Origin of the sequence: Pseudomonas sp. W4I3 (assembly GCF_030816195.1) — a bacterium.
Lineage (GTDB): Bacteria > Pseudomonadota > Gammaproteobacteria > Pseudomonadales > Pseudomonadaceae > Aquipseudomonas.
In genome coordinates, this window is record NZ_JAUSXS010000001.1 from 5828992 (window position 1) to 5853963 (window position 24972).

20 protein-coding genes are annotated in these 24972 nt (G+C 60.8%); 7 read left to right on the forward strand and 13 right to left on the reverse strand.

Translation table 11 applies throughout. From position 1 onward, the window contains the following. Positions 1-5: 5 nt before the first annotated feature. The 3 genes from QF045_RS26555 to QF045_RS26565 are packed head-to-tail and all read right to left on the reverse strand — an operon-like array spanning position 6 to position 3144. A complete protein-coding gene (locus QF045_RS26555) occupies positions 6-914 on the reverse strand; it encodes a TauD/TfdA family dioxygenase (protein WP_306494695.1) in 909 nt (302 codons plus the stop codon). Beyond that, positions 911-2473: an AMP-binding protein gene (locus QF045_RS26560; protein ID WP_306494696.1), complete on the reverse strand. Its 1563-nt coding sequence runs from the start codon at positions 2471-2473 to the stop codon at positions 911-913. The genes QF045_RS26555 and QF045_RS26560 overlap by 4 nt, the downstream gene beginning before the upstream one ends. Then, positions 2470-3144, reverse strand: a complete 675-nt coding sequence (locus QF045_RS26565) for a thermostable hemolysin (protein WP_306494697.1) — start codon at positions 3142-3144, stop codon at positions 2470-2472. Before QF045_RS26565 ends, QF045_RS26560 begins: the two co-directional genes overlap by 4 nt. A 263-nt stretch (positions 3145-3407) precedes the next feature. Here QF045_RS26565 and QF045_RS26570 point away from each other — a divergent pair, with 263 nt between their 5' ends. Then, the gene (locus QF045_RS26570; RefSeq protein ID WP_306494698.1) at positions 3408-7259 is read left to right on the forward strand and encodes a bifunctional diguanylate cyclase/phosphodiesterase; all 3852 of its coding nucleotides are present in this window, start codon (positions 3408-3410) and stop codon (positions 7257-7259) included. Between the two features lie 222 nt (positions 7260-7481). Further along, positions 7482-8735 carry a serine hydroxymethyltransferase gene (gene glyA, locus QF045_RS26575; RefSeq protein WP_124388281.1) on the forward strand — a complete coding sequence of 418 codons (1254 nt, stop codon included), beginning with the start codon at positions 7482-7484 and terminating at the stop codon, positions 8733-8735. Between the two features lie 186 nt (positions 8736-8921). Here the strand turns inward: glyA and yjiA are convergent, their stop codons facing one another. The 3 genes from yjiA to QF045_RS26590 all read right to left on the reverse strand — a co-directional run bounded on the left by yjiA (position 8922) and on the right by QF045_RS26590 (position 12310). After that, positions 8922-9881, reverse strand: a complete 960-nt coding sequence (gene yjiA, locus QF045_RS26580) for a GTPase (protein ID WP_306494699.1) — start codon at positions 9879-9881, stop codon at positions 8922-8924. Between the two features lie 149 nt (positions 9882-10030). Further along, positions 10031-10228 carry a YbdD/YjiX family protein gene (locus QF045_RS26585; protein WP_003176208.1) on the reverse strand — a complete coding sequence of 66 codons (198 nt, stop codon included), beginning with the start codon at positions 10226-10228 and terminating at the stop codon, positions 10031-10033. Between the two features lie 15 nt (positions 10229-10243). Then, positions 10244-12310, reverse strand: coding sequence for a carbon starvation CstA family protein (locus tag QF045_RS26590; protein WP_124388283.1), 2067 nt, complete (start codon positions 12308-12310; stop codon positions 10244-10246). A 174-nt stretch (positions 12311-12484) separates the two neighbouring features. Here QF045_RS26590 and QF045_RS26595 point away from each other — a divergent pair, with 174 nt between their 5' ends. Continuing rightward, positions 12485-12853 carry a PilZ domain-containing protein gene (locus QF045_RS26595; RefSeq protein WP_306494700.1) on the forward strand — a complete coding sequence of 123 codons (369 nt, stop codon included), beginning with the start codon at positions 12485-12487 and terminating at the stop codon, positions 12851-12853. Between the two features lie 67 nt (positions 12854-12920). Here QF045_RS26595 and radA read toward each other — a convergent pair whose 3' ends face one another. From radA to katB, 3 genes are all read right to left on the reverse strand, one after another. Then, positions 12921-14288, reverse strand: a complete 1368-nt coding sequence (radA, locus tag QF045_RS26600) for a DNA repair protein RadA (RefSeq protein ID WP_032884669.1) — start codon at positions 14286-14288, stop codon at positions 12921-12923. 35 nt (positions 14289-14323) lie between these two features. Continuing rightward, positions 14324-14872, reverse strand: a complete 549-nt coding sequence (locus tag QF045_RS26605) for an ankyrin repeat domain-containing protein (RefSeq protein WP_306494701.1) — start codon at positions 14870-14872, stop codon at positions 14324-14326. A 138-nt stretch (positions 14873-15010) separates the two neighbouring features. Beyond that, positions 15011-16552 carry a catalase KatB gene (gene katB / locus QF045_RS26610; protein ID WP_306494702.1) on the reverse strand — a complete coding sequence of 514 codons (1542 nt, stop codon included), beginning with the start codon at positions 16550-16552 and terminating at the stop codon, positions 15011-15013. A gap of 287 nt (positions 16553-16839) precedes the next feature. Here katB and mscL point away from each other — a divergent pair, with 287 nt between their 5' ends. Further along, entirely contained in the window at positions 16840-17256 is a 417-nt protein-coding gene (mscL, locus tag QF045_RS26615; RefSeq protein ID WP_124388287.1) for a large-conductance mechanosensitive channel protein MscL, read from the forward strand. Between the two features lie 105 nt (positions 17257-17361). On the opposite strand, the gene QF045_RS26620 is transcribed toward mscL, so the two are convergent. Continuing rightward, positions 17362-18138, reverse strand: coding sequence for a ferredoxin--NADP reductase (locus tag QF045_RS26620; protein ID WP_306494703.1), 777 nt, complete (start codon positions 18136-18138; stop codon positions 17362-17364). Between the two features lie 427 nt (positions 18139-18565). Here QF045_RS26620 and QF045_RS26625 point away from each other — a divergent pair, with 427 nt between their 5' ends. Together QF045_RS26625 and QF045_RS26630 are read left to right on the forward strand one after the other, a co-directional pair. Then, positions 18566-19276 (forward strand): LuxR family transcriptional regulator, encoded by a 711-nt coding sequence (locus tag QF045_RS26625; protein WP_306494704.1) that lies wholly within the window; start codon positions 18566-18568, stop codon positions 19274-19276. 142 nt (positions 19277-19418) lie between these two features. Beyond that, positions 19419-20543 carry a class I SAM-dependent methyltransferase gene (locus QF045_RS26630; RefSeq protein ID WP_306494705.1) on the forward strand — a complete coding sequence of 375 codons (1125 nt, stop codon included), beginning with the start codon at positions 19419-19421 and terminating at the stop codon, positions 20541-20543. 117 nt (positions 20544-20660) lie between these two features. On the opposite strand, the gene QF045_RS26635 is transcribed toward QF045_RS26630, so the two are convergent. The 3 genes from QF045_RS26635 to QF045_RS26645 are packed head-to-tail and all read right to left on the reverse strand — an operon-like array spanning position 20661 to position 23289. After that, positions 20661-20828 carry a DUF2474 domain-containing protein gene (locus tag QF045_RS26635; RefSeq protein ID WP_124388291.1) on the reverse strand — a complete coding sequence of 56 codons (168 nt, stop codon included), beginning with the start codon at positions 20826-20828 and terminating at the stop codon, positions 20661-20663. A 12-nt stretch (positions 20829-20840) separates the two neighbouring features. After that, on the reverse strand, positions 20841-21848 hold the full coding sequence (gene cydB / locus QF045_RS26640; protein ID WP_306494706.1) for a cytochrome d ubiquinol oxidase subunit II: 1008 nt from the start codon (positions 21846-21848) through the stop codon (positions 20841-20843). Position 21849: 1 nt separating this feature from the next. Then, entirely contained in the window at positions 21850-23289 is a 1440-nt protein-coding gene (locus QF045_RS26645) for a cytochrome ubiquinol oxidase subunit I (RefSeq protein WP_306494707.1), read from the reverse strand. 319 nt (positions 23290-23608) lie between these two features. Here QF045_RS26645 and QF045_RS26650 point away from each other — a divergent pair, with 319 nt between their 5' ends. Then, positions 23609-24859, forward strand: coding sequence for an MFS transporter (locus QF045_RS26650; RefSeq protein WP_306494708.1), 1251 nt, complete (start codon positions 23609-23611; stop codon positions 24857-24859). The last annotated feature ends 113 nt before the right edge of the window (positions 24860-24972 follow it).

The window sequence follows — 24972 nt, forward strand, 5'->3', positions numbered from 1 at the left end:
TGCTCTTAATCAAGGTAGGAAAGGGCGTTAAAAATCGTGCGCGCGGGGTCATCGATCGCCCGACGCCCGTGCATGACGCGCGTGTTGTCGATCAGCACCACATCGCCACGCTGCCAGCCCACATCGACGGTCAGTTGCTCGCAAAGTCCGTCCAGTGCGTGCAGTAACTGCGGGTCGATCGGCTCGCCGTCGGCGAAGGTGATCCGCGGCGCTTGGTAATGGTTGGAAGGGCCGAACAGGCTGTTGGCAAACGCCGGCTGGGCCTCTTGCGCAAGCCGGCTGTTGCGGATGGCCGGGGTGCGAAAGCGGTAGGTGATCGAGCCGTCCTCGTTCAGCTCGATCAAGGAGCCCGCGTCCTGAGGCGTCAGCGAGATCAGATCCTGCAGGGTCACGGCCTCGATGCTGGCCGGCGCGTCGGTGCCCTGGGCCAGGGCATGAAAGGCGTAGGTTTTCCATTTGTCCGCCTCGACCCGGCGGGCGTACATGATCTCGCGCTCGGTAAATGCCGCGCGCTGCTCGGCCGTCAGGTGTCGGTACACGGCCTTGCCGTCGCACAAAGTGGTCTGTGACCCTCGGGCCGGGGCGGTCTGGCAATAGAACCAACACAGGTCCGGCCAGAAGGGGCTGTTGCCGTTTTCGCAATGCAGGCCTACCGCGTCCAGGCCGGCGTCGACTTTCTGCGCGGTGTTGCCGTCAAACGTGCGTGCCGGGTCCAGGCTGATCCTGCCGCTGCACTGGCGTACCAGGCGGGAAAATCGGTCAATGCTGTGTTCAAACCCGCGCAACACCAGATAGCCATGGCTGGCCAGCATACTTTTGAGCAAGTCCGGCGCCAGCTCGAAGAGTGCCTGGGGTGCGCGGGGCGACACGATCAGGCCACTGTGCTCGGTGTGGGGAACCGTGGAGAGCGTCATGCGCAGATCCTCGCTGTTGAATCCTGCAGGAACCGGGAAAGTTGATCGCGACGCGGACGCCCGGTAACCGTGAACAGCCGGCCCATCACCTCTTCGCTGTGCACGACCAGGACCGGATGCTGAATGCGCTCGATTTCGTTCAAATGGCTGCGGGCAAAGGCCCGGATCCGCTCGCGGACTTCGGCGGGGTCGGCCTGGGCGTCGATGATGAACACGCCGCCCATGAAGGCTTCGCGATCACCGAATACGATGACGTGCTCCACATTCGGCAGCTGTCGGTACGTTGCTTCGAGCCACTCGGGAGACACGTTGCGGCCGTTGGCGGTGATGATCATGGTTTTCTTGCGACCGATGATGCTCACGAAGCCCTCCGGGTCGATCGTGGCCAAGTCGCCGGTATGCAGCCAGCCATCGCTGTCGATGGCGCAGCTGCTGGGGTCTTCGTTGGTATAGCCGGCAAACAGTGAACTGCTGCGCACCAGCAGTTCGCCGTCGTCAGCCAGGCGCAGCGCCACATGGGGCAGCGCCTGGCCGACGGTGCCCAGGCGGTTGGCGGCGCGATGATTCCAGGTGGCCACCGAGCTGTTCTCACTCAGGCCGTAGCCTTGAAAAACCTCGATGCCCAATTGCTGCAGCCGCACCAGCACGTCGAGTTCCACCGGCCCGCCCCCCGCCGCCAGCAACGGCAAGCGCGGGGTGCCGAAGAGTTGCTCGATACGTTCGGCCATCGACGGCCCGCAGGTGTCGGCACGCTGGGCAATCGCTTCGACCAGCGCGGGCGTGAGCGTCATGGCCGTGGGGCGTGCCTGGCGAATCAGGGCCAGGCGATCTTCGGCCAGTGCGCCGGGGCTGCCCAGAGGCGCCAGGCTGACCGGGGGCAGCAGCACCACGCCGCCGGACGTCAGCGGCATGTACAGCCCCGTCACCTGTTCAATCAGCAGACTGAACGGCACCAGTACCAGGTAGCGTTGGTAGTCCTCGGGCTGCGCGCGCTGCCATAGGGCTTCGACCAGCGCGCCCAGGCCATCGCGACGAATTTGCACGCCCTTGGGCTGGGAAGTGGTGCCTGAGGTGTGGATGACCTTGATCACGCCGTCCTGCGCCAAGCCAGCCGTGGACGAGGGTGTCGACGGGCTGACCGGTCCAGGCAGCGCTGATACCTGACGCACATCGGCCGCTAATGCCAGGCCCGCGTGACACCAGGCTTGCAAAGCATGCGCGCCCTGCTCGTCGGTCAGCACCAGTGCGCAGCCTTGCAACAGATGCCGCGCCTGATCAACGGAGAACGCCAGAGGCACGGGCACCTCCACCCGTTCGCCGATCATCAGGGCCAGATCGGCCAACACCCATTCGGCGCTGTTGCCCATCACGATGCCGACCCGACTGGAACCGGGTGTTGCCCGTGCGACAACATCGGCCAGTTGCCGCGCCTGGGCGACCAATTGCTGATAGGTAAAGGCGACCGCCTCCGGCTTGGTGCTGTCCCGGTCCAGTTGCACCACGGCCGCTGCGTGGGGCGTGCGCCGGGCCTGGGCCAATATTTCAGTCAGGACATTCATGCGGCCACCTGCTCGGGATGCCCGATCAGGCGCTCGAAGCCCGAGAACTTGAGCCTGCCGCAATACTGGCTAAACAAGTGGGAGCACTCCTCCAGCAGGATGACGCCCGTCTGGGGTGACTGCGCGTAGTAACTGCCCCACTGGCGCAGCTCCAGCTCGGACAAGCGATCCGCCCCGGCATCGCCCATGATCCGCAGCGGAATACCATGGTATTTGAGCAGTACCCGCAACCGGCGCGTGGAGGTGCACAAGATGGCCTTGGCGCCCATGAACCAGGCAAGAATCGGCAGCGCCTTGATGATCTCCGCCGCCGCGTGGGAGTCGTCCGATGCCAGCGAGCCGATTTCCACGATGTGCTCACGCAGCAGGCACTGCTGGCTCAGCGACGCCAGGACAGCCTCGATCGGCTCGTCGAAATAACGTTCGGAAAACAACGGCTGGTTGGGCGAAGCGAATGAAATGCCGGCGCAGGCGGTGAGTTCGCCACTGGTCAGACTGCGTCGCGCTATCAGTAGGTCCGGGTTGGGCGTCATGTGCGCGCCGTAATGCCGGTGGTAGATATCCTGGATGTAGCCTATCGGCTCCGGTGCACCTTGCTCGCTTCTTCTAATTATTTCGAACCGTGCATGATCAATTTCATTTTGGCTTGAGGTATGAAGAAAGCTGTTCATGACGTATCCCTGTTAACGGCATTTGCCTTTAACAAAGCTACGTAACTGCCCAGGCCAGTAACATGCTCAGCCAGGACAACAAGTCGATTGAAACGGACGTTTATGCATCCCGACCCCTCTAGACCGGGCGTGCATGCCCTTGGTCAGGGTCTGCAAGGCAGGACTGGCACTTTGCCACAACTCAAGGCATGCTAGCCGCCCTTCGGGCGTCCGGCTTATAGTGCACGTCGCGCGCCAGTCCAGCCAAACCGCAGGATCACAGCTTGTCCAAAGTCACGCCGCCAACTCCCTTGCGCGCCGCTCATATAGCGCCGGGAGCGCCCCTGCACGGCACCCTCAAAGGCGCGTTGGCGACGCTCGTGCTGATGTTGCTCGCGTTATTGTTCTGGCAGTTGCTCGATCAGTTACAGCAAAACCAGAAAAATCAGCAGCAATACACCATCGACTACAGCGCCGACCTGGCCGAGCAGATCAGCCAGAATATGGCCTTGAGCGCGCAGATCGCCTTGAACCTGCTGCCGATCGTCGAACCGCCGCGCAACGCCGAGCAACAACAGGCGCTGATGCACACATTGCAGCGTTCATTACCCGAACTGCGCAGCTTCGCCCTGCTCGCCCCCAGCGGCGCCCTGATCAGCGACACCGCCAACGATAGCCAGGACAGCGCCCTGCTCGAAGAACTGGTCAAGCGCAGCCACGCCCAAACCTATTACCTGAGCAATGACAGCGACGGCACCGTGATCTACCTGTTGCTGCACCAGCCCAGCGGTGGCTCGAAGATGTACTGGGCGCTGCGCCTGGCCCCCACCTACCTGGCCAACCTGACTCGCCAGGACGCCCAGGGCCAGCGCCCGATGTGGGCCATCGAGAACCGCCTGAATCAACGCGTGGTCAGCCGTGACAACGGCATGCCGGCCCAGTGGACCAGCGCGTTGACCCCGGACGAATTGAACCAAAGTGTGCTGGTCACGCCCCTGAGCAAGAGCGACTGGCAACTGCGCGGGCTGTTCGACCGCAGCGCGGTACTGGAACAACTGCTGCCGGCGTTTATCGGCAAATGCCTGCTGGGCCTGGCCTTTTCGCTGGTTCCGGTGATTGCGCTGCTGAACATGCGCCGTCGCCAGCGCCAGGTGCATGAAGGCCGGCGACGTTACCAGGACATCTTCGAAGGCACCGGCGTGGCCTTGTGCGTACTCGACCTTTCGGGGGTGAAGGCGTTTTGCGACAAGACCCCGGTGCAGAGCCGCGAACAGTCGCACGCCTGGCTGCGGGCCAATCCCACTGAGCGTCGCAAGCTGCTCAAGGAGTTGCGCGTCACCGAAGTCAACCAGATGGCGGTGCGCCTGCTGAACGTGGGCTCCTGCGAACAAGCCTGGGAGCGCCTGATTGATGATGGCCCACACAACGCCACGTCGATCGGCCAACAGGTGCTGGAAGCCGTACTGACCCGGCAAAAACAGCTGGAGCTGGAAATCCAGCTCAACGATGTGGCGGGCAATGAACAATACCTGTGGCTCGTCATGCGTCTGCCGGAACAGCAGGATGACGTGCGGGCGGTGATCCTCAGCATCAGCGACATCACCAGTCGCAAGCTGATCGAGCTGTCGCTGGTCGAGCGCGAGAGTTTCTGGTCGGACGTGGTACGCACCGTGCCCGACCACCTGTATGTGCAGGACGTGATCAGCCAGCGCATGATTTTCAGCAACCATCACCTGGGCCATACCCTCGGCTACAACAAGGCCGAACTGCAGCAAATGGGCGAGTACTTCTGGGAAATCCTGCTGCACCCCGAAGACGCCGAGCATTACCACGACTCGCGTCAGCAGCAGCGCCAGACGGGATACGCGACCCAACTGCACTGCCAGCTGCGCTTTCGGCACCGCAACAACCAGTGGCGCCGCTTCGATATCCGCGAACAGGCCCTGGCCAGGGACACCTCGACCGTGGTCACCCGCATCATCGGCGTGGCCAAGGACATCACCGATCAGATCGAGGCCAGCGAATCCCTGCGTGACAGCGAACAGCGCTACCGCATGCTGGCCGAAAGCATCAGTGACGTGATCTGTTCCACCGACAGCCAACTGGCCCTCAACTACGTCAGCCCATCGGTCAACGCCGTGCTCGGGTATGACGTGGACTGGGTATTCAAGAACGGCTGGCAGTCCATCATTGCCAACCCGCAGCAGCTCACCGGTATTTATGCGCTGATGGAACAGGTCAGCCGCGCCGTGGGCAATCCCGAGGCGTTGAACAACCTGCGCGATGACGTGCAGACCCAACTGTTCCTGTTCGACTGCCTGCGCGCCGATGGGCGCAAAGTGCCCATCGAGCTGCGCGTGGTGCTGGTGTGGGACGAGCATGGCGCGTTCGAAGGCATCCTCGGCGTGGGCCGGGATATCAGCCAGCAACGCCGCGCCGAAAAAGACCTGCGCATGGCGGCCACGGTGTTCGAGCACTCCACCTCGGCCATTCTGATCACCGACCCGGCCGGCTATATCGTGCAGGCCAACGAGGCCTTCAGCCGGGTCAGCGGTTACGCCGTGAGCGACGTGCTCGACCAGTTACCGAACATGCTCACCGTCGACGAACAGCAAGAAGCCCACCTGCGTTACGTGCTCAAGCAACTGCACCAGCACAGCACCTGGGAAGGTGAAGTGTGGCTCAAGCGCCTTAACGGCGAGCACTACCCGGCCTGGGTCGGCATCACGGCGGTGTTCGACGATGAAGGCGATCTGGCCAGCTACGTGTGTTTCTTCAGCGACATCAGCGAGCGCAAGGCCAGCGAACAGCGCATCCACCGCCTGGCGTATTACGACGCCCTGACCCACCTGCCCAACCGCACCCTGTTCCAGGACCGCCTGCACACCGCGTTGCAGTCGGCCGAACGGCAGAAGTCGTGGGTGGTGCTGATGTTCCTCGACCTTGACCGCTTCAAGCCGATCAACGACTCCCTCGGCCACGCCGCTGGCGACCGTATGCTCAAGGAGATGGCCACGCGCCTGCTCGGTTGCGTGGCCGAAGACGACACCGTGGCGCGCATGGGCGGCGATGAGTTCACCTTGCTGCTGCAGCCACGCGTCAGCCGTGAAATGGCGCTGAACCGTGCAATCAACGTGGCCGAGCAGATCCTGGCCAGCCTGGTGAAGCCGTTCGTGCTGGAGGGCCGCGAGTTCTTCGTGACCGCCAGTATCGGCATCGCCCTGAGCCCACAGGACGGTAACGAGCTGAGCCAGTTGATGAAAAACGCCGATACCGCGATGTATCACGCCAAGGAGCGCGGCAAGAACAACTTCCAGTTCTACCAGGCCGACATGAACGCCAGCGCCCTGGAGCGCCTGGAGCTTGAAAGCGACCTGCGCCACGCCCTGGAACAAGACGAGTTCGTGCTCTATTACCAGCCGCAGTTCAGCGGCGACGGCAAACGCCTGACCGGCGCCGAGGCCCTGCTGCGCTGGCGCCACCCGCGCCGAGGCCTGGTGCCGCCGGGGGATTTCATCCCAGTGCTGGAGGAATTGGGGCTGGTGGTGGACGTGGGCGACTGGGTGATCAGCGAAGCCTGTCGCCAGCTCAAGACCTGGCACCAGAACAAGGTGCGGGTGCCGAAAGTCTCGGTCAACATCTCGGCGCGGCAGTTCTCCGACGGGCAACTGGGCACGCGCATCGCCACCATCCTCAAGGACACCGGCCTGCCGCCGGCGTGCCTGGAACTGGAGCTGACCGAAAGTATCCTGATGCGCGAAGTCAACGAGGCCTTGCAGATCCTCGCCAGCCTGAAAAACCTGGGCCTGAGCATTGCGGTCGACGACTTCGGCACCGGTTATTCGTCGCTCAATTACCTCAAGCAATTCCCCATCGACGTATTGAAGATCGACCGTACCTTCGTCGATGGCCTGCCATCCGGCGAGCAGGATGCACAGATCGCCCGCGCCATCATCGCCATGGCCCATAGCCTGAACCTGGCGGTGATCGCCGAGGGCGTGGAAACCCACGAGCAGTTGGACTTCCTGCGCGAGCATGGCTGCGATGAGGTGCAGGGTTACCTGTTCGGGCGGCCGATGCCGGCGAACCGGTTCGAGGCGCAGTTCAGCAATGATGCGCTGTTCATGTTTGACTGAGATTTTGTGTGGGGCTGATGGCCTCATCGGGAGCAAGCCCCCCTCCCACATTGAAATGCATTCCAAATGTGGGAGGGGGCTTGCTCCCGATAGCGGCGGCACAGTCACCGCCTATCCCAGATGAGCCCCACTTGTCCGCGACATGATGTCCTTTCATATGCCATCTAAAACCCATTGGGTTAGAATGCCCTCCTTTTCTGCCCCCGATCCTTGAGGACCGCCATGTTCAGCCGTGATTTGACTATTGCCAAGTACGACGCCGATCTCTTCGCCGCCATGGAGCAAGAAGCCGTGCGCCAGGAAGAGCACATTGAGCTGATCGCTTCGGAAAACTACACCAGCCCTGCGGTGATGGAGGCTCAAGGTTCGGTTCTGACCAACAAGTACGCCGAAGGCTACCCAGGCAAGCGCTACTACGGTGGTTGCGAATACGTCGACGTGGTTGAGCAGTTGGCCATTGACCGTGCAAAAGAGCTGTTCGGCGCCGATTACGCCAACGTCCAGCCGCATGCCGGTTCCCAAGCCAACAGCGCCGTGTACCTGGCCCTGCTGCAAGGCGGCGACACCATCCTGGGCATGAGCCTGGCCCACGGCGGTCACCTGACCCACGGCGCCAGCGTTTCCTCCTCCGGCAAGCTGTACAACGCCGTTCAATACGGCATCGACGCCAACGGCCTGATCGACTACGACGAAGTCGAGCGCCTGGCGGTCGAGCACAAGCCAAAAATGATCGTGGCCGGTTTCTCGGCCTACTCGCAGATCCTGGACTTCCCGCGCTTCCGCGAAATCGCTGACAAGGTCGGTGCCTACCTGTTCGTCGACATGGCCCACGTAGCCGGTCTGGTCGCGGCTGGCGTCTACCCGAACCCAGTGCCTTACGCTGACGTGGTAACCACCACCACCCACAAGACCCTGCGCGGTCCTCGTGGCGGCCTGATCCTGGCTCGCGCCAACGCCGAGATCGAGAAGAAGCTGAACTCCGCGGTATTCCCGGGCGCCCAGGGTGGCCCGCTGGAGCACGTGATCGCTGCCAAGGCGATCTGCTTCAAGGAAGCGCTGCAGCCTGAGTTCAAGACCTACCAGCAGCAAGTGGTCAAGAACGCCAAGGCCATGGCCGGCGTGTTCATCGAACGCGGTTTTGACGTGGTATCCGGCGGGACTGAAAACCACCTGTTCCTGCTGTCGCTGATCAAGCAGGACATTTCCGGTAAAGATGCTGACGCTGCCCTGGGCAAAGCCTTCATCACCGTGAACAAGAACTCCGTGCCGAACGACCCACGTTCGCCGTTCGTCACCTCCGGCCTGCGCTTCGGCACCCCGGCTGTGACCACACGTGGCTTCAAGGAAGCAGAGTGCAAGGAACTGGCCGGCTGGATCTGCGACATCCTGGCGGACCTGAACAACGAATCGGTGATTGACGCGGTACGTGAGAAGGTCAAGGCTATCTGCAAGAAGCTGCCGGTGTACGGCGCTTGATTGCAGTTGCTTGAATAAAAAGCCCGGCGCTTGAGCCGGGCTTTTTTATGCCTGTTTTTTGAATGTGAAATGCAATCCATTGTGGGAGGGGGCTTGCTCCCGATAGCGGTGGGTCAGTGATAGATAAGTGCCTGGCACACTGTCATCGGGAGCAAGCCCCCTCCCACATTTCGACTGTATTTCAGGTCAAGGCTGGTGGACCTTGGCGAAGCCTTCGCGGATCTTGTCTTCCGGCAAATCATCGGCAATAAACACAATTACACTCTCACGCGCCTCACCCTCGGCCCATTCGGTATCCCAGTCGAAACCGTAGAGCTTCAGCACGCCCTGGAACACCAGGCGCCGGTCTTCCCCGGCGATGTTCAGCACGCCTTTGTAGCGCAGCAATTGCTTGCCGTGGTCTTCCAGCAGTTCATTCATGAACGCACTGAGGCGGTCGATATCCAGCGGCTGGTCGGTGCGCAGCACCAGGCTGGAGATGCGGTCGATGGACGGCGCCGCGCTGACCGGGCGCAGGCTCATGCCGGCGTTGAGGTTGAAGCCACGCACGTCGAGCAGTTCGGCCAGGTCGATGGCGCCATGGTCCACCACCCGAATCGGTGCGCGGCGGTTGATGCGGGTCAGGCGTTCGCTGAGGGCGTCGAAGGTGGCGTCGTCCACCAGGTCGCGCTTGCTCACCAGCAGGCGGTCGGCAAAGCCGATCTGGGCCTGGGCGATGGTCTGGGTCAGGTGGTGCTCGGCGTGAGCCGCGTCTACCAGGGTAATGATGCCGTCGAGGATGTAGCGCTCGCGCAGTTCCTCGTCGATGAAAAATGTCTGGGCCACCGGGGCGGGGTCCGCCAAGCCGGTGCATTCGATCACCAGGCGGTCGAAAGCGATCTCGCCACTGTCCAGGCGTTCAAGGAGCAGGTAGAGCGCCTTGGTCAAATCAGTGTGGATGGTGCAGCACACGCAGCCGTTGGAGAGGGTCATGACCTGCACCGGCTCGGCCCCCAGCAGTTGGGTATCGATACCGGCGTCACTGAATTCGTTTTCGATCACGGCGATCTTCAAGCCGTGCTCGGCCTTGAGCAGATGGCGCAGCAAGGTGGTCTTGCCGGCGCCAAGAAAGCCGCTCAGTACGGTGACAGGAATGGGAGAGGACAAAGAAATTCTCCTTGAAGAAACACAGAAACAAATGTGGGAGGGGGCTTGCCCCCGATAGCGGTGTATCAGTGCCACACACGTGCCTGACACACCGCTATCGGGAGCAAGCCCCCTCCCACATGGGGTCACCGCCAGCCCGAATTAACGGGTCAGCAGCACTTGGGCCCACCCTTGCCGCCGTAACGGGCTTCCTGGCGTTCCCGGAAGAACGCCTTGTAGTCCATCATCGGCTTGTCCGGGTGCTTGGTTTGCATATGCTCGACGTACGTGTCGTAGTCGGGCATGCCGACCATCAGGCGCGCGGCCTGACCGAGGTATTTACCGAGGCGACTGATGTCATTGAACATGCTGGCAATCCTCGTTTATGCGTCCGGTACTGCCTGGAACGGGGCTTCTTTATCCGTACGCTCTTTGTTGCCCCAGGCGGCAACGCCGACCTTGAGCGCATAGAACAGAATGCTGAATACCACGAACAGGAACAGCGCCGTCAGCGTTGCGTTGGTGTAGGCGTTGTAGATCACGTGCTGCATCTGATCGATGCTCTTGGCCGGCGCCAGGATCTGGCCATTGGCCAGGGCATCGCTGTATTTCTTGGCCAGCGACAGGAAGCCGATCGCCGGGTTGGCGTCGAACAGCTTGATAAAGCCTGCGGTGGTGGTGCAGATCAGCAGCCAGACTGCCGGCAGCATGGTCACCCAGATGTAGCGCTGGCGCTTCATTTTGATCAGCACAACCGTGGCCAGCATCAGCGCGATCCCCGCCAGCATCTGGTTGGAGATGCCGAACAACGGCCACAAGGTGTTGATGCCACCCAGTGGATCGATCACGCCCTGGTACAGCAGGTAACCCCACATGGCCACACAGCCGGCGGTGGCGATCAGGTTGGCGGTCCAGGATTCGGTGCGCTTGAGCGACGGCACGAAGGAGCCGAGCAGGTCTTGCAGCATGAAGCGACCGGCACGGGTACCGGCGTCGACTGCCGTCAGGATAAACAGCGCTTCGAACAGGATCGCAAAGTGGTACCAGAACGCCATGGTGTTTTCACCCGGCAGCACACTGTGCAGGATCTGCGCGATACCGACCGCCAGGGTCGGTGCACCGCCGGCACGTGCCAGGATGGTGGTTTCACCGATGTCATGGGCCACGGCCGACAACGCCTCGGGGGTAATTGCAAAACCCCAGCTGCTGACGGTCTGCGCCACGGTCACGACGTCGCTACCGACAATCGCTGCCGGGCTGTTCATGGCGAAGTACACGCCAGGCTCGATCACCGACGCGGCAACCATCGCCATGATCGCCACGAATGACTCCATCAGCATGCCGCCGTAACCGATATAGCGGGCGTGGCTTTCACTGGCCAGCAGCTTGGGCGTGGTGCCCGAAGAGATCAGCGCATGGAAGCCGGAAACCGCGCCGCAGGCGATGGTGATGAACAGGAACGGGAACAGGCCGCCTTTCCACACCGGGCCAGTGCCGTCGATGAACTGGGTCAGCGCCGGCATTTTCAGGTCGGGCATGGTGACCAGGATGCCAATCGCCAGGGCGATGATGGTGCCGATTTTCAGGAAGGTCGACAGGTAGTCACGCGGTGCCAGGATCAGCCACACCGGCAGTACCGCGGCCACAAAGCCGTAGCCGATCAGCATCCAGGTGATCTGGATGCCGGTGAAGGTGAAGGCCTTGGCCCAGACCGGGTCAGCGGCAATCTGCCCGCCCAGCCAGATCGAACCCAGCAGCAACAGTACGCCGATGATCGAGATTTCACCGATACGACCCGGACGGATGTAGCGCATGTAGACGCCCATGAACATCGCGATCGGGATGGTTGCCATCACCGTGAAGATGCCCCACGGGCTCTCGGCGAGGGCCTTGACCACGATCAGCGCCAGCACCGCGAGGATGATGATCATGATCAGGAAGCAGCCAAACAGCGCAATGGTTCCGGGAATGCGGCCCATTTCTTCGCGGACCATGTCGCCCAGGGAGCGGCCGTTACGCCGGGTGGACAGGAACAGGATCATGAAATCCTGCACCGCACCGGCCAGCACCACGCCGGCAATCAGCCACAGCGTGCCAGGCAGGTAGCCCATCTGCGCCGCCAACACCGGGCCGACCAACGGGCCTGCGCCGGCAATCGCCGCAAAGTGGTGACCGAAAAGGATATGTTTGTTGGTCGGCACATAGTCCAGACCGTCGTTGTTGATCACTGCGGGGGTGGCCCGCCGTGGATCCAGTTGCATCACGTTATTGGCGATGAACAGGCTGTAGTAACGGTACGCGACCAGGTAGATGGCCACTGCAGCGACCACAATCCACAAGGCGTTGATCGCCTCGCCGCGGCGCAAGGCCACTACGCCAAGGGCGCATGCTCCTACGATTGCCAGCACCAGCCAGGGTAGATGGCGTAGCAGGCTATTATTATTTTTCATTTTTATATTCCAGCCAGGGTGGACAGAAGGACAGCCAGCCCGAGTTTAGCGCTGTTGGCCTTAAAGGCCACCCCCCTACGTTGGTCTAGAGCCTTGCCGGTGCAAAAAAAGCAGAAATAAATGCCGAATGATGGCGTAGGGCTACAATCGCTGTATTCCACAGAGGATTTCACCATGACCGAGCAAGCGTCTGACCGCCGCCGTTTTCGCCGGATTGCCTTCGATGCCAAGACCGAGCTTCGGCAAAACGGACGCGAATGGCCGGTGCAGTTGGTGGATTTGTCGCTCAAGGGTCTATTGGCGAAGCGGCCTGAAGACTGGAAAGGCAACAAGGCGCTGCCGTTCGATGTCGACATACGTCTGGATCCGAAAGCCCATATAAAGATGCAGGTACGCCTGACTCACGAAGAGCATGATCAGTTAGGGTTTGTATGCCAACACATCGACCTGGAATCGATCAGCCATCTGCGACGCTTGATCGAATTGAACCTGGGTGATGAAGAAGAACTGCACCGCGAGTTAGCGGCATTGCTGGAAATCTAACCTCCAGCTCAGGTCAAAATGTGAGAGGGGGCAAGCCCCCTCCCACAGTGGTTTTGTGGTGTTGGCACTACTCGAACAGCGCATCCAGGGCCTGCTCCAGGCGCGTCACCCCAATCACCTGCAACCCCGGTGGCATTTCCTTCGGCGCATTGCCCTTGGGCACGATCGCGCGTTTGAAGCCATGCTTGGCTGCCTCTTTCAAGCGCTCCTGGCCACTGGGCACCGGGCGCACTTCGCCCGACAGCCCCACCTCGCCAAACACCAGCAGGTCATGGGGCAACGGCCGGTTGCGCAGGCTGGACATCACCGCCGCCATCAACGCCAGATCGGACGCGGTCTCCAGCACCTTGACCCCGCCGACCACATTGAGGAACACGTCCTGGTCGTGCGTTGGGATGCCGCCATGGCGGTGCAACACCGCCAGCAGCATGGCCAGGCGGTTCTGATCCAAGCCGAGGGTGACCCGTCGCGGGTTGGCCAGATGGCTGTCATCCACCAACGCCTGGACCTCCACCAGCATCGGCCGGGTGCCTTCCCACGTCGCCATCACTACACTGCCGGGGACTTCTTCCTGGGCACGGGTGAGAAAAATCGCCGAAGGGTTGGAGACTTCTTTCAGCCCCCGGTCAGTCATGGCAAACACACCCAACTCGTTCACCGCGCCAAAGCGGTTTTTCACCGCTCGCAACAACCGTAGGCGGCCGTCGGATTCGCCTTCGAAATACAGCACGGTGTCCACCATGTGCTCCAGCACGCGCGGGCCGGCCAGTGCGCCTTCCTTGGTCACGTGGCCGACCAGGAAGATCGCGGTACCGCTCTGCTTGGCATAGCGCACCAACAGCGCGGCACTTTCACGTACTTGGGAGACGCCGCCAGGGGCAGATTGCAGTTGCTCGGTGAAAATCGTCTGGATCGAGTCGATCACCATGACCTTTGGCTTCTCGATCCGTGCCGTGGCGATGATGCTCTCAATGCAGGTTTCGGTCATGACCCGCAGTTGGTCCTGAGGCAAGCCCAGGCGCCGGGCGCGCATGGCCACTTGCTGCTGGGACTCTTCGCCGGTGACGTACAGCGCCGGCATGCGGCTGGCGATGCTGCACAACGTTTGCAGCAGGATCGTCGATTTACCGATGCCCGGGTCACCGCCGATCAGTACGACCGAGCCGTCCACCAGGCCACCGCCCAATACCCGGTCCAGCTCACCGGAGGCGGTGGAGAAGCGCGGGATCTCTTCGACGCTGACTTCGGCCAGGGTCTTGATCTGCGCCTGTTGCCCGGTCCAGCCGGCGCGGCCGGTGGGGGCAGCGGCGCCACCGCTTTCAATCATGGTTTCAGTCAGGGTGTTCCACGCACCGCACTCGCCGCACTGGCCCGCCCATTTGGGAAAGGTCGCGCCGCACTCCGTGCAGCCGTACATGCGCTTGGCCTTTGCCATTTGAGAACCTCCAACCGAAAAACCGCGATGATAGCTCAGCGCGGCGCCGGGGTCCGGATTTCGCCATTGGCCAAACGTGAAGCACTGTTACCGATGGGGTCTTCGGCGTTGAGATCGGCGCCTTTGGCCTTGAGCTCGCCGAGCAGTTCGACGCGCTTGAACAGCCCGGCATACATGGCAGCGGTCTGCCCCGCGCCGTTGCGTTGGTCGGGGTTACAGTCGGTGGCCAGCAGGCGCTGGGCAATTTTCAGTTCGCCTTTGAAGATGGCGCCCATCAGCGCAGTGTTGCCGCGCTTGTCTTGCACGCACGCGTCGGCACCGGCGGTGAGCAAGCGCTCCACGTAGGCGCTTTCACCGTGGTACGCGGCCAGGATCAACGCGGTGTAGCCTTTGGTGTCCTGGGTGTTGAGGTTGTAGCCGGACTCGATAAAGGTATCGAGCATGTCGAGGTCGCCACGGCGGGCGGCATCGAAATAGTAATCCTGCAACTGCGCCTTGAGCGCACCAGAGTCATTGGATGGGGGTTGTTCGGCCAGCACACTGAACGAACAGCAAGCCAGCAGTGCCCATATGAGCGTACGCATGATCAAAATCCTTGAGAAAGATCCCCTTGTAGGAGCGAGCTTGCTCGCGAAAAACGTCAACGATAACGCGTGCATCCTGGATAAATGCGTTGCCTTTGAGTTCTTCGCGAGCAAGCTCGCTCCTACAGGAGGGCGCGGTTAGTCGCTCAGTTTGTCAGCCAGCGCTTTGACACGCGCCAAGTCGCCCTTGGCCACCTTGGCCACGCCGGTGCCGTATTCCGGGTCGGCTTTGTAGAGGAACGAGAGGATGATGTGCTTGCTTTCATCATCGGTGGTCGCCAGCGAGCCGCCGAAGTTGTCGATCAGGTCCTGACGCTCTTTCTTGCTGTAGGAGCGATACAAGTCACCGGCCTGCTTGAAGTTCTGCTCACGCTGGATCTTCGCCTGCTGGGTACTGCCCGACAGCGGCGACTGGCTGTAGCGCGCAGTTTGCGGCTCTTCCCGTGGCAACAGGCGGCTTGGCTGGTAGTTCACGCCAGTGGTGGTCTTGCCGAAGTTCATTGCACCGTCCTGGTTGCCGTTGTTGACGGCCACCCGTGGCGCATTGATCGGCAGTTGCAGCGCGTTGGCGCCCAGGCGGTACATTTGCGTGTCCGCATAGGAGAACACTCGACCTTGCAGCAGGCGGTCTTCCGACGGTTCGATACCCGGCACCAGGTTGGCCGGCGCCATCGCTACTTGCTCGGTCTCCTGGAACACATTGGCCGGGTTGCGGTTCAGTACCATTTGCCCAACTTTGCGCTCGGGTACATTCGGCCAGATCTTGGTGGCGTCCAACGGATCGAAATCAAACTTGGCCAAGTCTTCAGGCTTCAGCACTTGCACATACAAGTCCCACTTGGGGAAGTCGCCCTTGTTGATATGGGTGACCAAGTCATTGGTCATATGACTGTAGTCGCGCCCTTGCACTTCGGTAACTTGCTTGGGATCAAGATTCTTGATGCCTTGCAGGCTCTTCCAGTGGAACTTGACGTAGTGCACTTCGCCCTTGGCATTGATCAACTTGTAGGCATGTACGCCGTTGCCGTCCATTTCCCGATAACTGGCCGGGGTACCGGAGTCCGAGTACAACTCGGTCAGGGTGCGAGTGGACTCTGGGACATGGGAGAAGAAGTCGAAGCGACGCGAATCATCGTCCAGGTTAGTGCGCGGGTCCGGTTTGAACGCGTGAACCATGTCCGGGAATTTGATGGCATCGCGAATGAAGAAAGTCGGGAAGTTATTACCGACCAAGTCCCAGTTGCCTTCGGCAGTGTAGAACTTGGTGGCGAAGCCCCGTGGGTCGCGCAGGGTTTCCGGGGAGTGGTTACCGTGGACCACCGCCGAGAAGCGCACGAACACCGGCGTGGCTTCACCGGCCGCGAACACCTTGGCTTTGGTCAAGTCGCTGAGGTTGTCGGTCACGGTGAAAGTGCCGTGGGCGCCCGTGCCGCGTGCGTGAACCACACGCTCCGGGATGCGTTCGCGGTCAAAGCGCTGCAATTTCTGAATCAGCTGGACATCCTGCAGCAGCACCGGGCCATTGGCGCCGGCCGTCTGCGAATTCTGGTTATCCCCAACGTTGGCACCGTTATCACGGGTCAGGTTGGCGGCTTGCACGGAGAGGGTCAACAGGCTGGCGGTCACCAATGCCAGCGCCTGGCGCGCCGATACGGGCCTGCGGTTGATTGAACTGTTCATCGAGGTTTCCTCTGGTTTTTTTAGTGCACATTCAGTTGTGCTTGCCAGAGGCTAGTGACCTGCGGGTCAGAAGATAAATAGAAAAACACCACAGGCCCGATTGAGAAAAACATGTGGTAACCCGCTGAAATTATGCGTATTTCGCGCGCGATTGGTGGCACTTTGCAAACTAATTGCGTTTTAATGTGTCGATAACAACCAACAGTGTTAACGGTTGTGTCGCGCAAGCCTGCTACGACTGACTTACACTGACCTCCACCCTTCTCATCTGTAACAAGGAATAACCTATGGGCGTGATCAGTGAGTTCAAGGCCTTTGCGGTCAAAGGTAATGTGGTCGACATGGCCGTCGGTATTATCATCGGCGCCGCTTTCGGCAAAATTGTTTCCTCGTTTGTAGGGGATGTGGTGATGCCGCCGATCGGCCTGTTGATTGGTGGCGTGGATTTCGGCGACCTGGCCATCACGCTGAAAGCCGCCCAAGGCGATGTCCCAGCGGTCGTGCTGGCCTACGGCAAATTCATCCAGAGCGTGATCGATTTTGTGATTGTCGCGTTCGCCATCTTCATGGGTGTAAAAGCGATCAACCGCCTGAAGCGTGAAGAGGCCGTAGCCCCAAGCCTGCCGCCGACGCCAACGAAGGAAGAGGTGTTGTTGGGCGAGATCCGTGATCTGCTCAAGGCACAGCATGACAAACCGCTCTGACCAGCGGATAAGAAGCAGCAACGCGAAGTAACCTGTGGCGAGGGAGCTTGCTCCCTCGCCACAAGTACGGCGTTTGCCTGACAAACCTTAGCTCGTAAGGCTTTCTTACCAGTAGTTTTCCACCGCTACCTGCCCCGGGCGCCGGCTCAGGCTCAGTTGCAGGTCGCGCTGCTTGAGCAACTGCCGGGTGTCATCGACCATTTGCGGGTTGCCGCAAATCAGCACGCGGGAGTGCTCCGGGGTCAGCGCGACGCCGGCAGCACGCTCCAGCTCGCCGTTCTCGATCAACGTGGTGATGCGCCCGTTCAGCGCGCCCGGATGCCGCTCACGCGTGACAATAGGGATGTAGGTCAGCTTGTGGGCATATTCAGCCAGGTGTTCACGCGTGCCCAGTTCAGTGATCAGCGACTGGTACGCCAGTTCCTTGGCCTCGCGAGCGCTGTACACCAGGACGATACGCTCGAACTTCTCCCATACCTCGAAATCCTGCAGGATCGACAGGAAAGGCGCCACGCCGGTACCGGTGCCCAACAGCCACAAATCACGCCCGTCCACAAAACGGTTCAGGGTCAGGAAGCCGGTGGCCTGACGCTCCACCAGCAACGTATCGCCCACTTTCAGGCGACTCAACTCGCTGGTGAACTCACCCCCCGGCACGACAATGGAAAAGAAATCGAGGTGCTCGTCAAACGGCGACGACACGATGGAATAAGCGCGCCACACGGTACTGCCATCTGCCTTGGTGACGCCCAGGCGCACGAACTGGCCGGCGGTGAAACGAAAACCGGGATCGCGGGTGGTGCGCAGGGTGAAGAGGCTGGGCGTCAACGATTGCACGTCGAGCAGGGTCTGGCGGGTAAATTTTTCAGCACTGGCCGTCATGGGTGGCTCCGTTTTGCACAGGGCCTTAGTGTCGCTCAAAGCAGGCCGCGCAAACACCGCTGATTTGTACTGGCATTGCATCAACCCAAGACGGCGACTGTGTCAGTGTTGTGACAAAAGCGGTGAATAGTGCCGCCTCAACTTCGAACTAAACATTTTGCTATTACCGAATTCGAAATCCGCTAAAAGTTGAAGCTGAACGCTCGAAAGATATCACTTTGATACCACCGATAACCTGTTGAAAACGCAAGCGCTACTTTGCTGGGTCTTGAAAACGCTTAGCCCTGATATACCGGGCAAGGCTAAAAGCATACTAACGATTGAATATTTTTCCTGCTCGCTTGTACGACTTATCCTACACTTTGCTTTCGAACGACCTTGGGATCCGGACGTACCCGAGCCAGGTAAAACCTATGGAGACTGTACGATGGTCAAGTGGCGCAATACACGGCTACCCAAGCTGGAAGGCGAGAGCGAAATCACCAGCGTGTTTGAAATGGTCGTCAATCACACCTACGAGTTGGGATTCCAATATTGCTCATTTACGATGAGCTCCCAAGCGCACAGCAACCAAACAGAACCCATCCATCTTAGTAACCATCCAAATGAATGGAGAACTATTTACAAGCAAGCGCATTTCTTCGATGTAGATCCCGTGGTGTCCCAGTGTAAAAATAGTGTACTGCCCATTCTTTGGAACAAAAAAACTTTCAGTGATACCCCTCAATTGTGGGAATTGGCCCAATCGTTTGGCGCGCACTTAGGCTGGACCCAAGCGGTCCATGACTTCCAGGGTGTGTTCAGCATGCTGACGCTGACGCGTGGTAAAGGCGAGGTCAGCCCTGAAGAACTTTACGAAAAAGCCGGGCAAGTGTTGTGGCTCTGCCATGCGATGCATGCGGTTGTAGCGAAAAAATACGCCGATGAAACTCAAGTCAGCGCGCCCAGCAAGCTGACCGCACGGGAAACGGAAGTGCTCAAGTGGTCCGCCATGGGCAAGACCGCCTCCGAAATCGCCGCCATTCTCTGTTTGTCCGAGCGCACCGTAGGCTTTCATATCAGCAGTACCTTCAAGAAGCTGGGGGTCCACAATAAAATCCAGGCCGTGCTCAGCGCCTCCAAAGCAGGGCTGTTTTAACCCCCGCAAGAAACACCGCATGTCATCGCGGTCAAAAAAAAGTAACATTTACGGCCAATTCTGAGTGTTGATGCTGCCCTTTCAGAGGTTGCCTCGCCGTTCACTCAGACGGTTCCGTCGATTACCCAGAGCCTCCCCCGCCATGCCCTTGCTTGACAGCCCCTTCGCCCAGCTCGATTTGATTCGTCAGCCCGAGCAACACAATGACCCGCTGCAAGCCTTCGATGCCGCCGACGAGTATCTGCTCAGCCACCTCGCCAGCCAGCACCCCAACCCGGCGACCCGTGTGCTGGTACTCAATGACAGCTTCGGCGCCCTCGCGGCGAGCCTTGAAGGCCAGGTGCAGGTGATCTCCAGCGGCGACTCATTCCTCGCCGCCCAAGGCCTGGAGAAAAACCTGGTGCGCAACGGCAAGGCGTTTGATGCGGTGCCGTTCGTACCCGCCAGCGATGTGCCGGTTGGGCCTTTCGATCGGGTGCTGCTGCGCGTGCCGAAAACCCTGGCACTGCTGGAAGAGCAACTGATCCGGCTGCACGGGCAGTTGGCGCCAGGCGCCGAAGTGATCGCCGGGGCGATGGTCAAACACTTGCCACGCGCCGCCGGTGAGCTGCTCGAGCGCTATATCGGGCCGATGCACGCCAGCCTCGCGGTCAAAAAGGCTCGGCTGCTGATCGCCACCGTTGCGGATCGCCCTGCCCCCGTATCGCCCTACCCTACCCGCTACACCCTAGATACGCCGGCCATTGAATTGCTCAACCATGCCAACGTGTTCTGCCGCGAAGGCCTGGACATCGGCACGCGTGCTTTCCTGCCGCACCTGCCGAGCAACCTGGGCAGCGCCCGCGTGGCGGACCTGGGCTGCGGCAACGGTGTATTGGCGATTGCCAGCGCACTGCAAAACCCCGACGCGCAGTACACACTGGTGGATGAGTCGTTCATGGCGGTGCAGTCGGCCGGCGAGAACTGGCAGGACGCCCTGGGGCAACGCGAGATGATCGTGCGTGCCGGCGACGGCCTGGCCGGCCAGGAAGCGCAGTCGCTTGACGTGGTGCTGTGCAACCCGCCTTTCCACCAGCAGCAGGTGGTGGGCGACTTTCTCGCCTGGCGCATGTTCCAGCAGGCGCGGGAAGCCCTGGTGGTGGGCGGCGCGCTGTATATCGTCGGTAACCGTCACCTGGGTTACCACAGCAAATTGGCGCGCCTGTTCCGCGGCGTCGAGCAAGTGGCGGCCACGCCCAAGTTCGTCATTCTCAAGGCCCGCAAATAAAAAACCCGTTGTAGGAGCGAGCGAAAACACCCAGGCAACGCGTCCATTCTGGATGAGCGCGGTGCCCGTGAGTTCTTCGCGAGCAAGCTCGCTCCTACAAAAGCCCAGCTCGGGATATCAATGGGTGGTCAGGCCTGCCGCATTCATGAACATGCGCATCAGGCTGGCGACGATGAACAGGGCCAGCACGCTGCCGGTCCAGATCATCGCCAACCACCCAAGGCGTCGCCACAGTGGCTGCTTCTCGGCCTGTTCGATGTCGTGCAACGAAGGTTTGCCCGGCATGTTGCGACCCTCCTAGTGGTAACCGTCTTCATGGGTGACCTTGCCGCGGAACACGTAGTAGCTCCAGAAGGTGTACACCAGGATCAACGGGATGATGAACAAGGTGCCCACCAGCATAAAGCCCTGGCTTTGCGGCGGTGCGGCGGCGTCCCAGATCGATACCGACGGTGGGATGATGTTCGGCCACAGGCTGATCCCCAGGCCGCTGTAACCCAGGAAGATCAATACCAGCGTCAGCAGGAACGGCGTGTAGTGCGCATTGCGTGCCACGGCGCGGATCAGCCCGTACATGGTCACCAGCACCAGCACCGGCACTGGCAGGAACCACAGCAGGTTTGGCAGGGTGAACCAGCGCGAGGCGATTTCCGGGTGGGTCAGCGGTGTCCAGATACTGACGATACCGATCACGGCCAGCACCACGAAGGCCAGCGGTCGCGCGATGTTATGCATCTGCTCCTGCAACTTGCCTTCGGTCTTCATGATCAGCCAGGTGCAGCCGAGCAAGGCATACGCCACGATCAAAGCCACGCCGCAGAACATCGTGAACGGTGTGAGCCAGTCCAGTGAACCTCCGGCAAATTGGCGGTTCACCACCGGTATCCCGTCGATAAACGCCCCCAACGCCACGCCCTGGAAGAACGTGGCTGTCAGTGAACCGCCGATAAACGCCTTGTCCCACAGGTGACGCTTGTGGTCCTTGGCCTTGAAGCGGAACTCGAAGGCCACGCCGCGAAAGATCAGCCCGATCAACATCAGGATCAGCGGCAGGTACAACGCCGACAGCACCACCGAATAGGCCAGCGGGAACGCGCCGAACAATCCGGCACCGCCCAATACCAGCCAGGTTTCGTTACCGTCCCACACCGGTGCCACGGTGTCCATCATCACGTCGCGGTCGGTCTTGCCCTGCACGAACGGAAACAGGATGCCGATGCCCAGGTCGAAGCCGTCCATGACCACGTACATCATGATCCCGAAAATGATGATCACAGCCCAGATCAGCGGAAGATCAATGCCCATCTCAATTCCCCTTTTGCTGGATGTCGTCGTGCTCGTTGCCGGTGCCATCATCGGCAGCGGAGAGCGGACGGGCCGGTGTGCGTTTCTGCCCCGGGCCACCATGGGCCGGTTCAGTGGCCATGTGAATCACAGGCCCTTTGCGCACCAGACGCATCATGTAGCCAAGGCCCGCGCCAAACAGCGCGAAGTACACCACCACGAACAACACCAAGGTGATGGTCATCTGCGCCAGGCTATGCCCGGAGGACGCATCCGCCGTGCGCATCAGCCCGTAGACCACCCACGGCTGGCGCCCGATTTCGGTGGTGAACCAGCCGGCGAGGATCGCGATCAGACCCGACGGCCCCATCCACAGCGCCAGGTACAGGAACGGCCTGGACGTGTACATCTTGTCGCCCCGGCGCAGCCACAGGCTGAACAAGCCGGTGAAGATCATCAGAAAGCCCAGGCCGACCATGACCCGGAACGACCAGAACACCACGGTCGAGTTAGGCCGGTCTTCAGGCGGGAACTCCTTGAGCGCCGGCACCTGTTTATCCAGCGAGTGGGTCAGGATCAAGCTGCCCAAATAGGGAATTTCCACCGCGTACTTGGTCTTTTCGGCTTTCATGTCCGGCCAGCCGAACAGGATCAGCGGCGTGGGCTCGTTGCCGATGTTTTCCCAGTGGCCTTCAATCGCGGCGATTTTTGCCGGTTGATGCTTCAGGGTGTTGAGCCCGTGGAAGTCGCCGATCACCGCCTGGATAGGCGCAACGATCAACGCCATCCACATTGCCATCGAGAGCATTTTGCGTATCGCCGGGTTGTCCTTGCCACGCAGCAGGTGCCAGGCCGCCGATGAGCCGACAAAGAACGCCGTGGCGACGAACGCCGCAGTGGCCATGTGCGCCAGACGGTAGGGGAACGATGGGTTGAAGACCACGGCGAACCAATCGGTGGGGATCACTCGGCCATCGACAATTTCAAAGCCTTGGGGCGTCTGCATCCAGCTATTGGACGAGAGAATCCAGAAGGTCGAGATCAGCGTACCGATGGCCACCATCACGGTGGAGAAGAAGTGCAGGTTGCGCCCCACCTTGTTCCAGCCGAACAGCATCACGCCGAGGAAGCCTGCCTCGAGGAAGAACGCCGTGAGCACTTCGTACGTCAGCAACGGCCCGGTGACGGCGCCGGCGAAGTCCGAGAAACGGCTCCAGTTGGTGCCGAACTGATAGGCCATGACCAGTCCGGAGACCACGCCCATGCCGAAGTTGACGGCAAAGATCTTCGACCAGAAATGGTAGAGGTCACGGTAGGTGTCGTTGCGGGTCTTGAGCCACAAGCCCTCCAGCACCGCAAGGTAACTGGCCAGGCCGATGGTGATCGCCGGGAACAGGATGTGAAACGAGATGGTGAACGCAAATTGAATTCGGGCGAGATCTAGCGCCTCCAAACCGAACATAAGTCTTCCTCTGTCAGGTAATACCGGCTGCGGGCTGGGAGCCTGCACCCACTGCCCCCACGGGATATGGAGTGTGGCGAATTTCAATTCGTTTCTTTTTTTACCCGTCACGCAGGGAATCAGGCCTTTCGGCCGCCAGAGCAATCCCGATACAGGCGTTGATCTGGATCAAGCATCGTTGAAAGAGTAGTCCCATTTCCGATGTCCGGTTATGTGGTCTTTTGCCGCGTGACAGCCTGCCTCACCTCGGTTATTGCAACTCTTTGTTACAACACAATGCTAATCTCGCCGTTCCTTTCGGCCCCGACCTGTACTCCCAATGCCTAGCGAACCCGCGTTGCTGTTACGTCACCACCGCCCTTTCATCGCGTTCTGGCTCGCGCGGATCTTTACCGCCAGCGGCTTCCAGATGCTGACCGTGGCCATCGGCTGGAACCTCTATCAACTGACCGGCAATGTGCTGGACCTGGGGTTGGTCGGCCTGGTGGAGTTCGTGCCGCGCGTGCTGTTCATGCTGCACACCGGGCATGTGGCCGATCGCTATGAGCGGCGTAAAGTCGCCGCCATCTGCCAGACCGTACAGGCGCTGATTGCCCTGTCTTTGGCCATCGGCGGCCTGACCGGCAACGTGACCCGCGAGATGATCTTCATCCTCGCCTTCCTGCTGGGCGCCGCGCGCTCATTCGAAATGCCCACCACCCAGGCCCTGCTGCCGAGCATCGTGCCCAGCGCGCTGTTCCCACGAGCCGTGGCCTCATCACAATCGGCGCAGCAATTGGCGACCATCGTCGCCCCGGCCCTCGGCGGCTTGCTCTATGCGTTCGGCAGCGTCTGGGTATACGGCCCCACCGTGGTGCTGTACCTGATCGCCTGCGTGCTGACCTTGAACCTGCCGGCCCGCCAGACGCCGCTGAACAAAGGCAAGGCCACCCTGGACTCGCTGCTGGCCGGGATTCGCTTTATCCGCAGCCGACCAGACATCCTCGGCGCAATTTCCCTGGACTTGTTCGCCGTGCTGCTGGGCGGCGCCACTGCGTTATTGCCGGTGTTCGCCAAGGACATCCTGTTGACCGGCGCCTGGGGCCTGGGCCTGTTGCGCTCGGCACCGGCGGTGGGGGCACTGCTGATGTCACTGTGGCTGGCGCGCTATGCGGTGGACCGCAAAGTCGGCCGCGTGATGTTCACGGCAGTCGGTGTGTTCGGCGTGGCGACCATCGCGTTCGGGCTGTCGACGTCATTCTGGTTCTCCCTGGCGGTGCTGGTGGTGCTGGGCGCGGCGGACATGATCAGCATGGTGATCCGTGCGTCGTTCGTGCAGCTGGAAACGCCGGACGAGATGCGCGGCCGGGTGAGTGCGGTCAACGGCTTGTTTATCGGGGCGTCCAATCAACTGGGTGAGTTCGAATCAGGAATTACCGCCCACTGGTTCGGCACCGTACCCGCCGTGGTCATGGGCGGGATTGGTACGCTGGTGGTGACGGGGGTATGGATCAAGCTGTTCCCGACCCTGGCCAATCGAGACCGCATGCATGTGCCGGTGGAAGAAACGGCCTTGAAAACCACCGCCTGACCCGCCCTGACAATAAGGTCAAATGTGGGAGGGGGCTTGCCCCCGATAGCGGTAGATCAGTCACATCATGATCGTCTGACACTCCGTCATCGGGGGCAAGCCCCCTCCCACAT

Excerpts from the sequence above, each read along its gene's own strand:
- QF045_RS26555 (WP_306494695.1), bottom strand. The coding sequence starts at position 914 with ATGACGCTCTCCACGGTTCCCCACACCGAGCACAGTGGCCTGATCGTG.
- QF045_RS26560 (WP_306494696.1), bottom strand. The coding sequence starts at position 2,473 with ATGAATGTCCTGACTGAAATATTGGCCCAGGCCCGGCGCACGCCCCAC.
- QF045_RS26565 (WP_306494697.1), bottom strand. The coding sequence starts at position 3,144 with ATGAACAGCTTTCTTCATACCTCAAGCCAAAATGAAATTGATCATGCA.
- glyA (WP_124388281.1), top strand. The coding sequence starts at position 7,482 with ATGTTCAGCCGTGATTTGACTATTGCCAAGTACGACGCCGATCTCTTC.
- QF045_RS26585 (WP_003176208.1), bottom strand. The coding sequence starts at position 10,228 with ATGTTCAATGACATCAGTCGCCTCGGTAAATACCTCGGTCAGGCCGCG.
- QF045_RS26590 (WP_124388283.1), bottom strand. The coding sequence starts at position 12,310 with ATGAAAAATAATAATAGCCTGCTACGCCATCTACCCTGGCTGGTGCTG.
- QF045_RS26595 (WP_306494700.1), top strand. The coding sequence starts at position 12,485 with ATGACCGAGCAAGCGTCTGACCGCCGCCGTTTTCGCCGGATTGCCTTC.
- radA (WP_032884669.1), bottom strand. The coding sequence starts at position 14,288 with ATGGCAAAGGCCAAGCGCATGTACGGCTGCACGGAGTGCGGCGCGACC.
- QF045_RS26605 (WP_306494701.1), bottom strand. The coding sequence starts at position 14,872 with ATGCGTACGCTCATATGGGCACTGCTGGCTTGCTGTTCGTTCAGTGTG.
- katB (WP_306494702.1), bottom strand. The coding sequence starts at position 16,552 with ATGAACAGTTCAATCAACCGCAGGCCCGTATCGGCGCGCCAGGCGCTG.
- mscL (WP_124388287.1), top strand. The coding sequence starts at position 16,840 with ATGGGCGTGATCAGTGAGTTCAAGGCCTTTGCGGTCAAAGGTAATGTG.
- QF045_RS26620 (WP_306494703.1), bottom strand. The coding sequence starts at position 18,138 with ATGACGGCCAGTGCTGAAAAATTTACCCGCCAGACCCTGCTCGACGTG.
- QF045_RS26625 (WP_306494704.1), top strand. The coding sequence starts at position 18,566 with ATGGTCAAGTGGCGCAATACACGGCTACCCAAGCTGGAAGGCGAGAGC.
- QF045_RS26630 (WP_306494705.1), top strand. The coding sequence starts at position 19,419 with ATGCCCTTGCTTGACAGCCCCTTCGCCCAGCTCGATTTGATTCGTCAG.
- QF045_RS26635 (WP_124388291.1), bottom strand. The coding sequence starts at position 20,828 with ATGCCGGGCAAACCTTCGTTGCACGACATCGAACAGGCCGAGAAGCAG.
- cydB (WP_306494706.1), bottom strand. The coding sequence starts at position 21,848 with ATGGGCATTGATCTTCCGCTGATCTGGGCTGTGATCATCATTTTCGGG.
- QF045_RS26645 (WP_306494707.1), bottom strand. The coding sequence starts at position 23,289 with ATGTTCGGTTTGGAGGCGCTAGATCTCGCCCGAATTCAATTTGCGTTC.
- QF045_RS26650 (WP_306494708.1), top strand. The coding sequence starts at position 23,609 with ATGCCTAGCGAACCCGCGTTGCTGTTACGTCACCACCGCCCTTTCATC.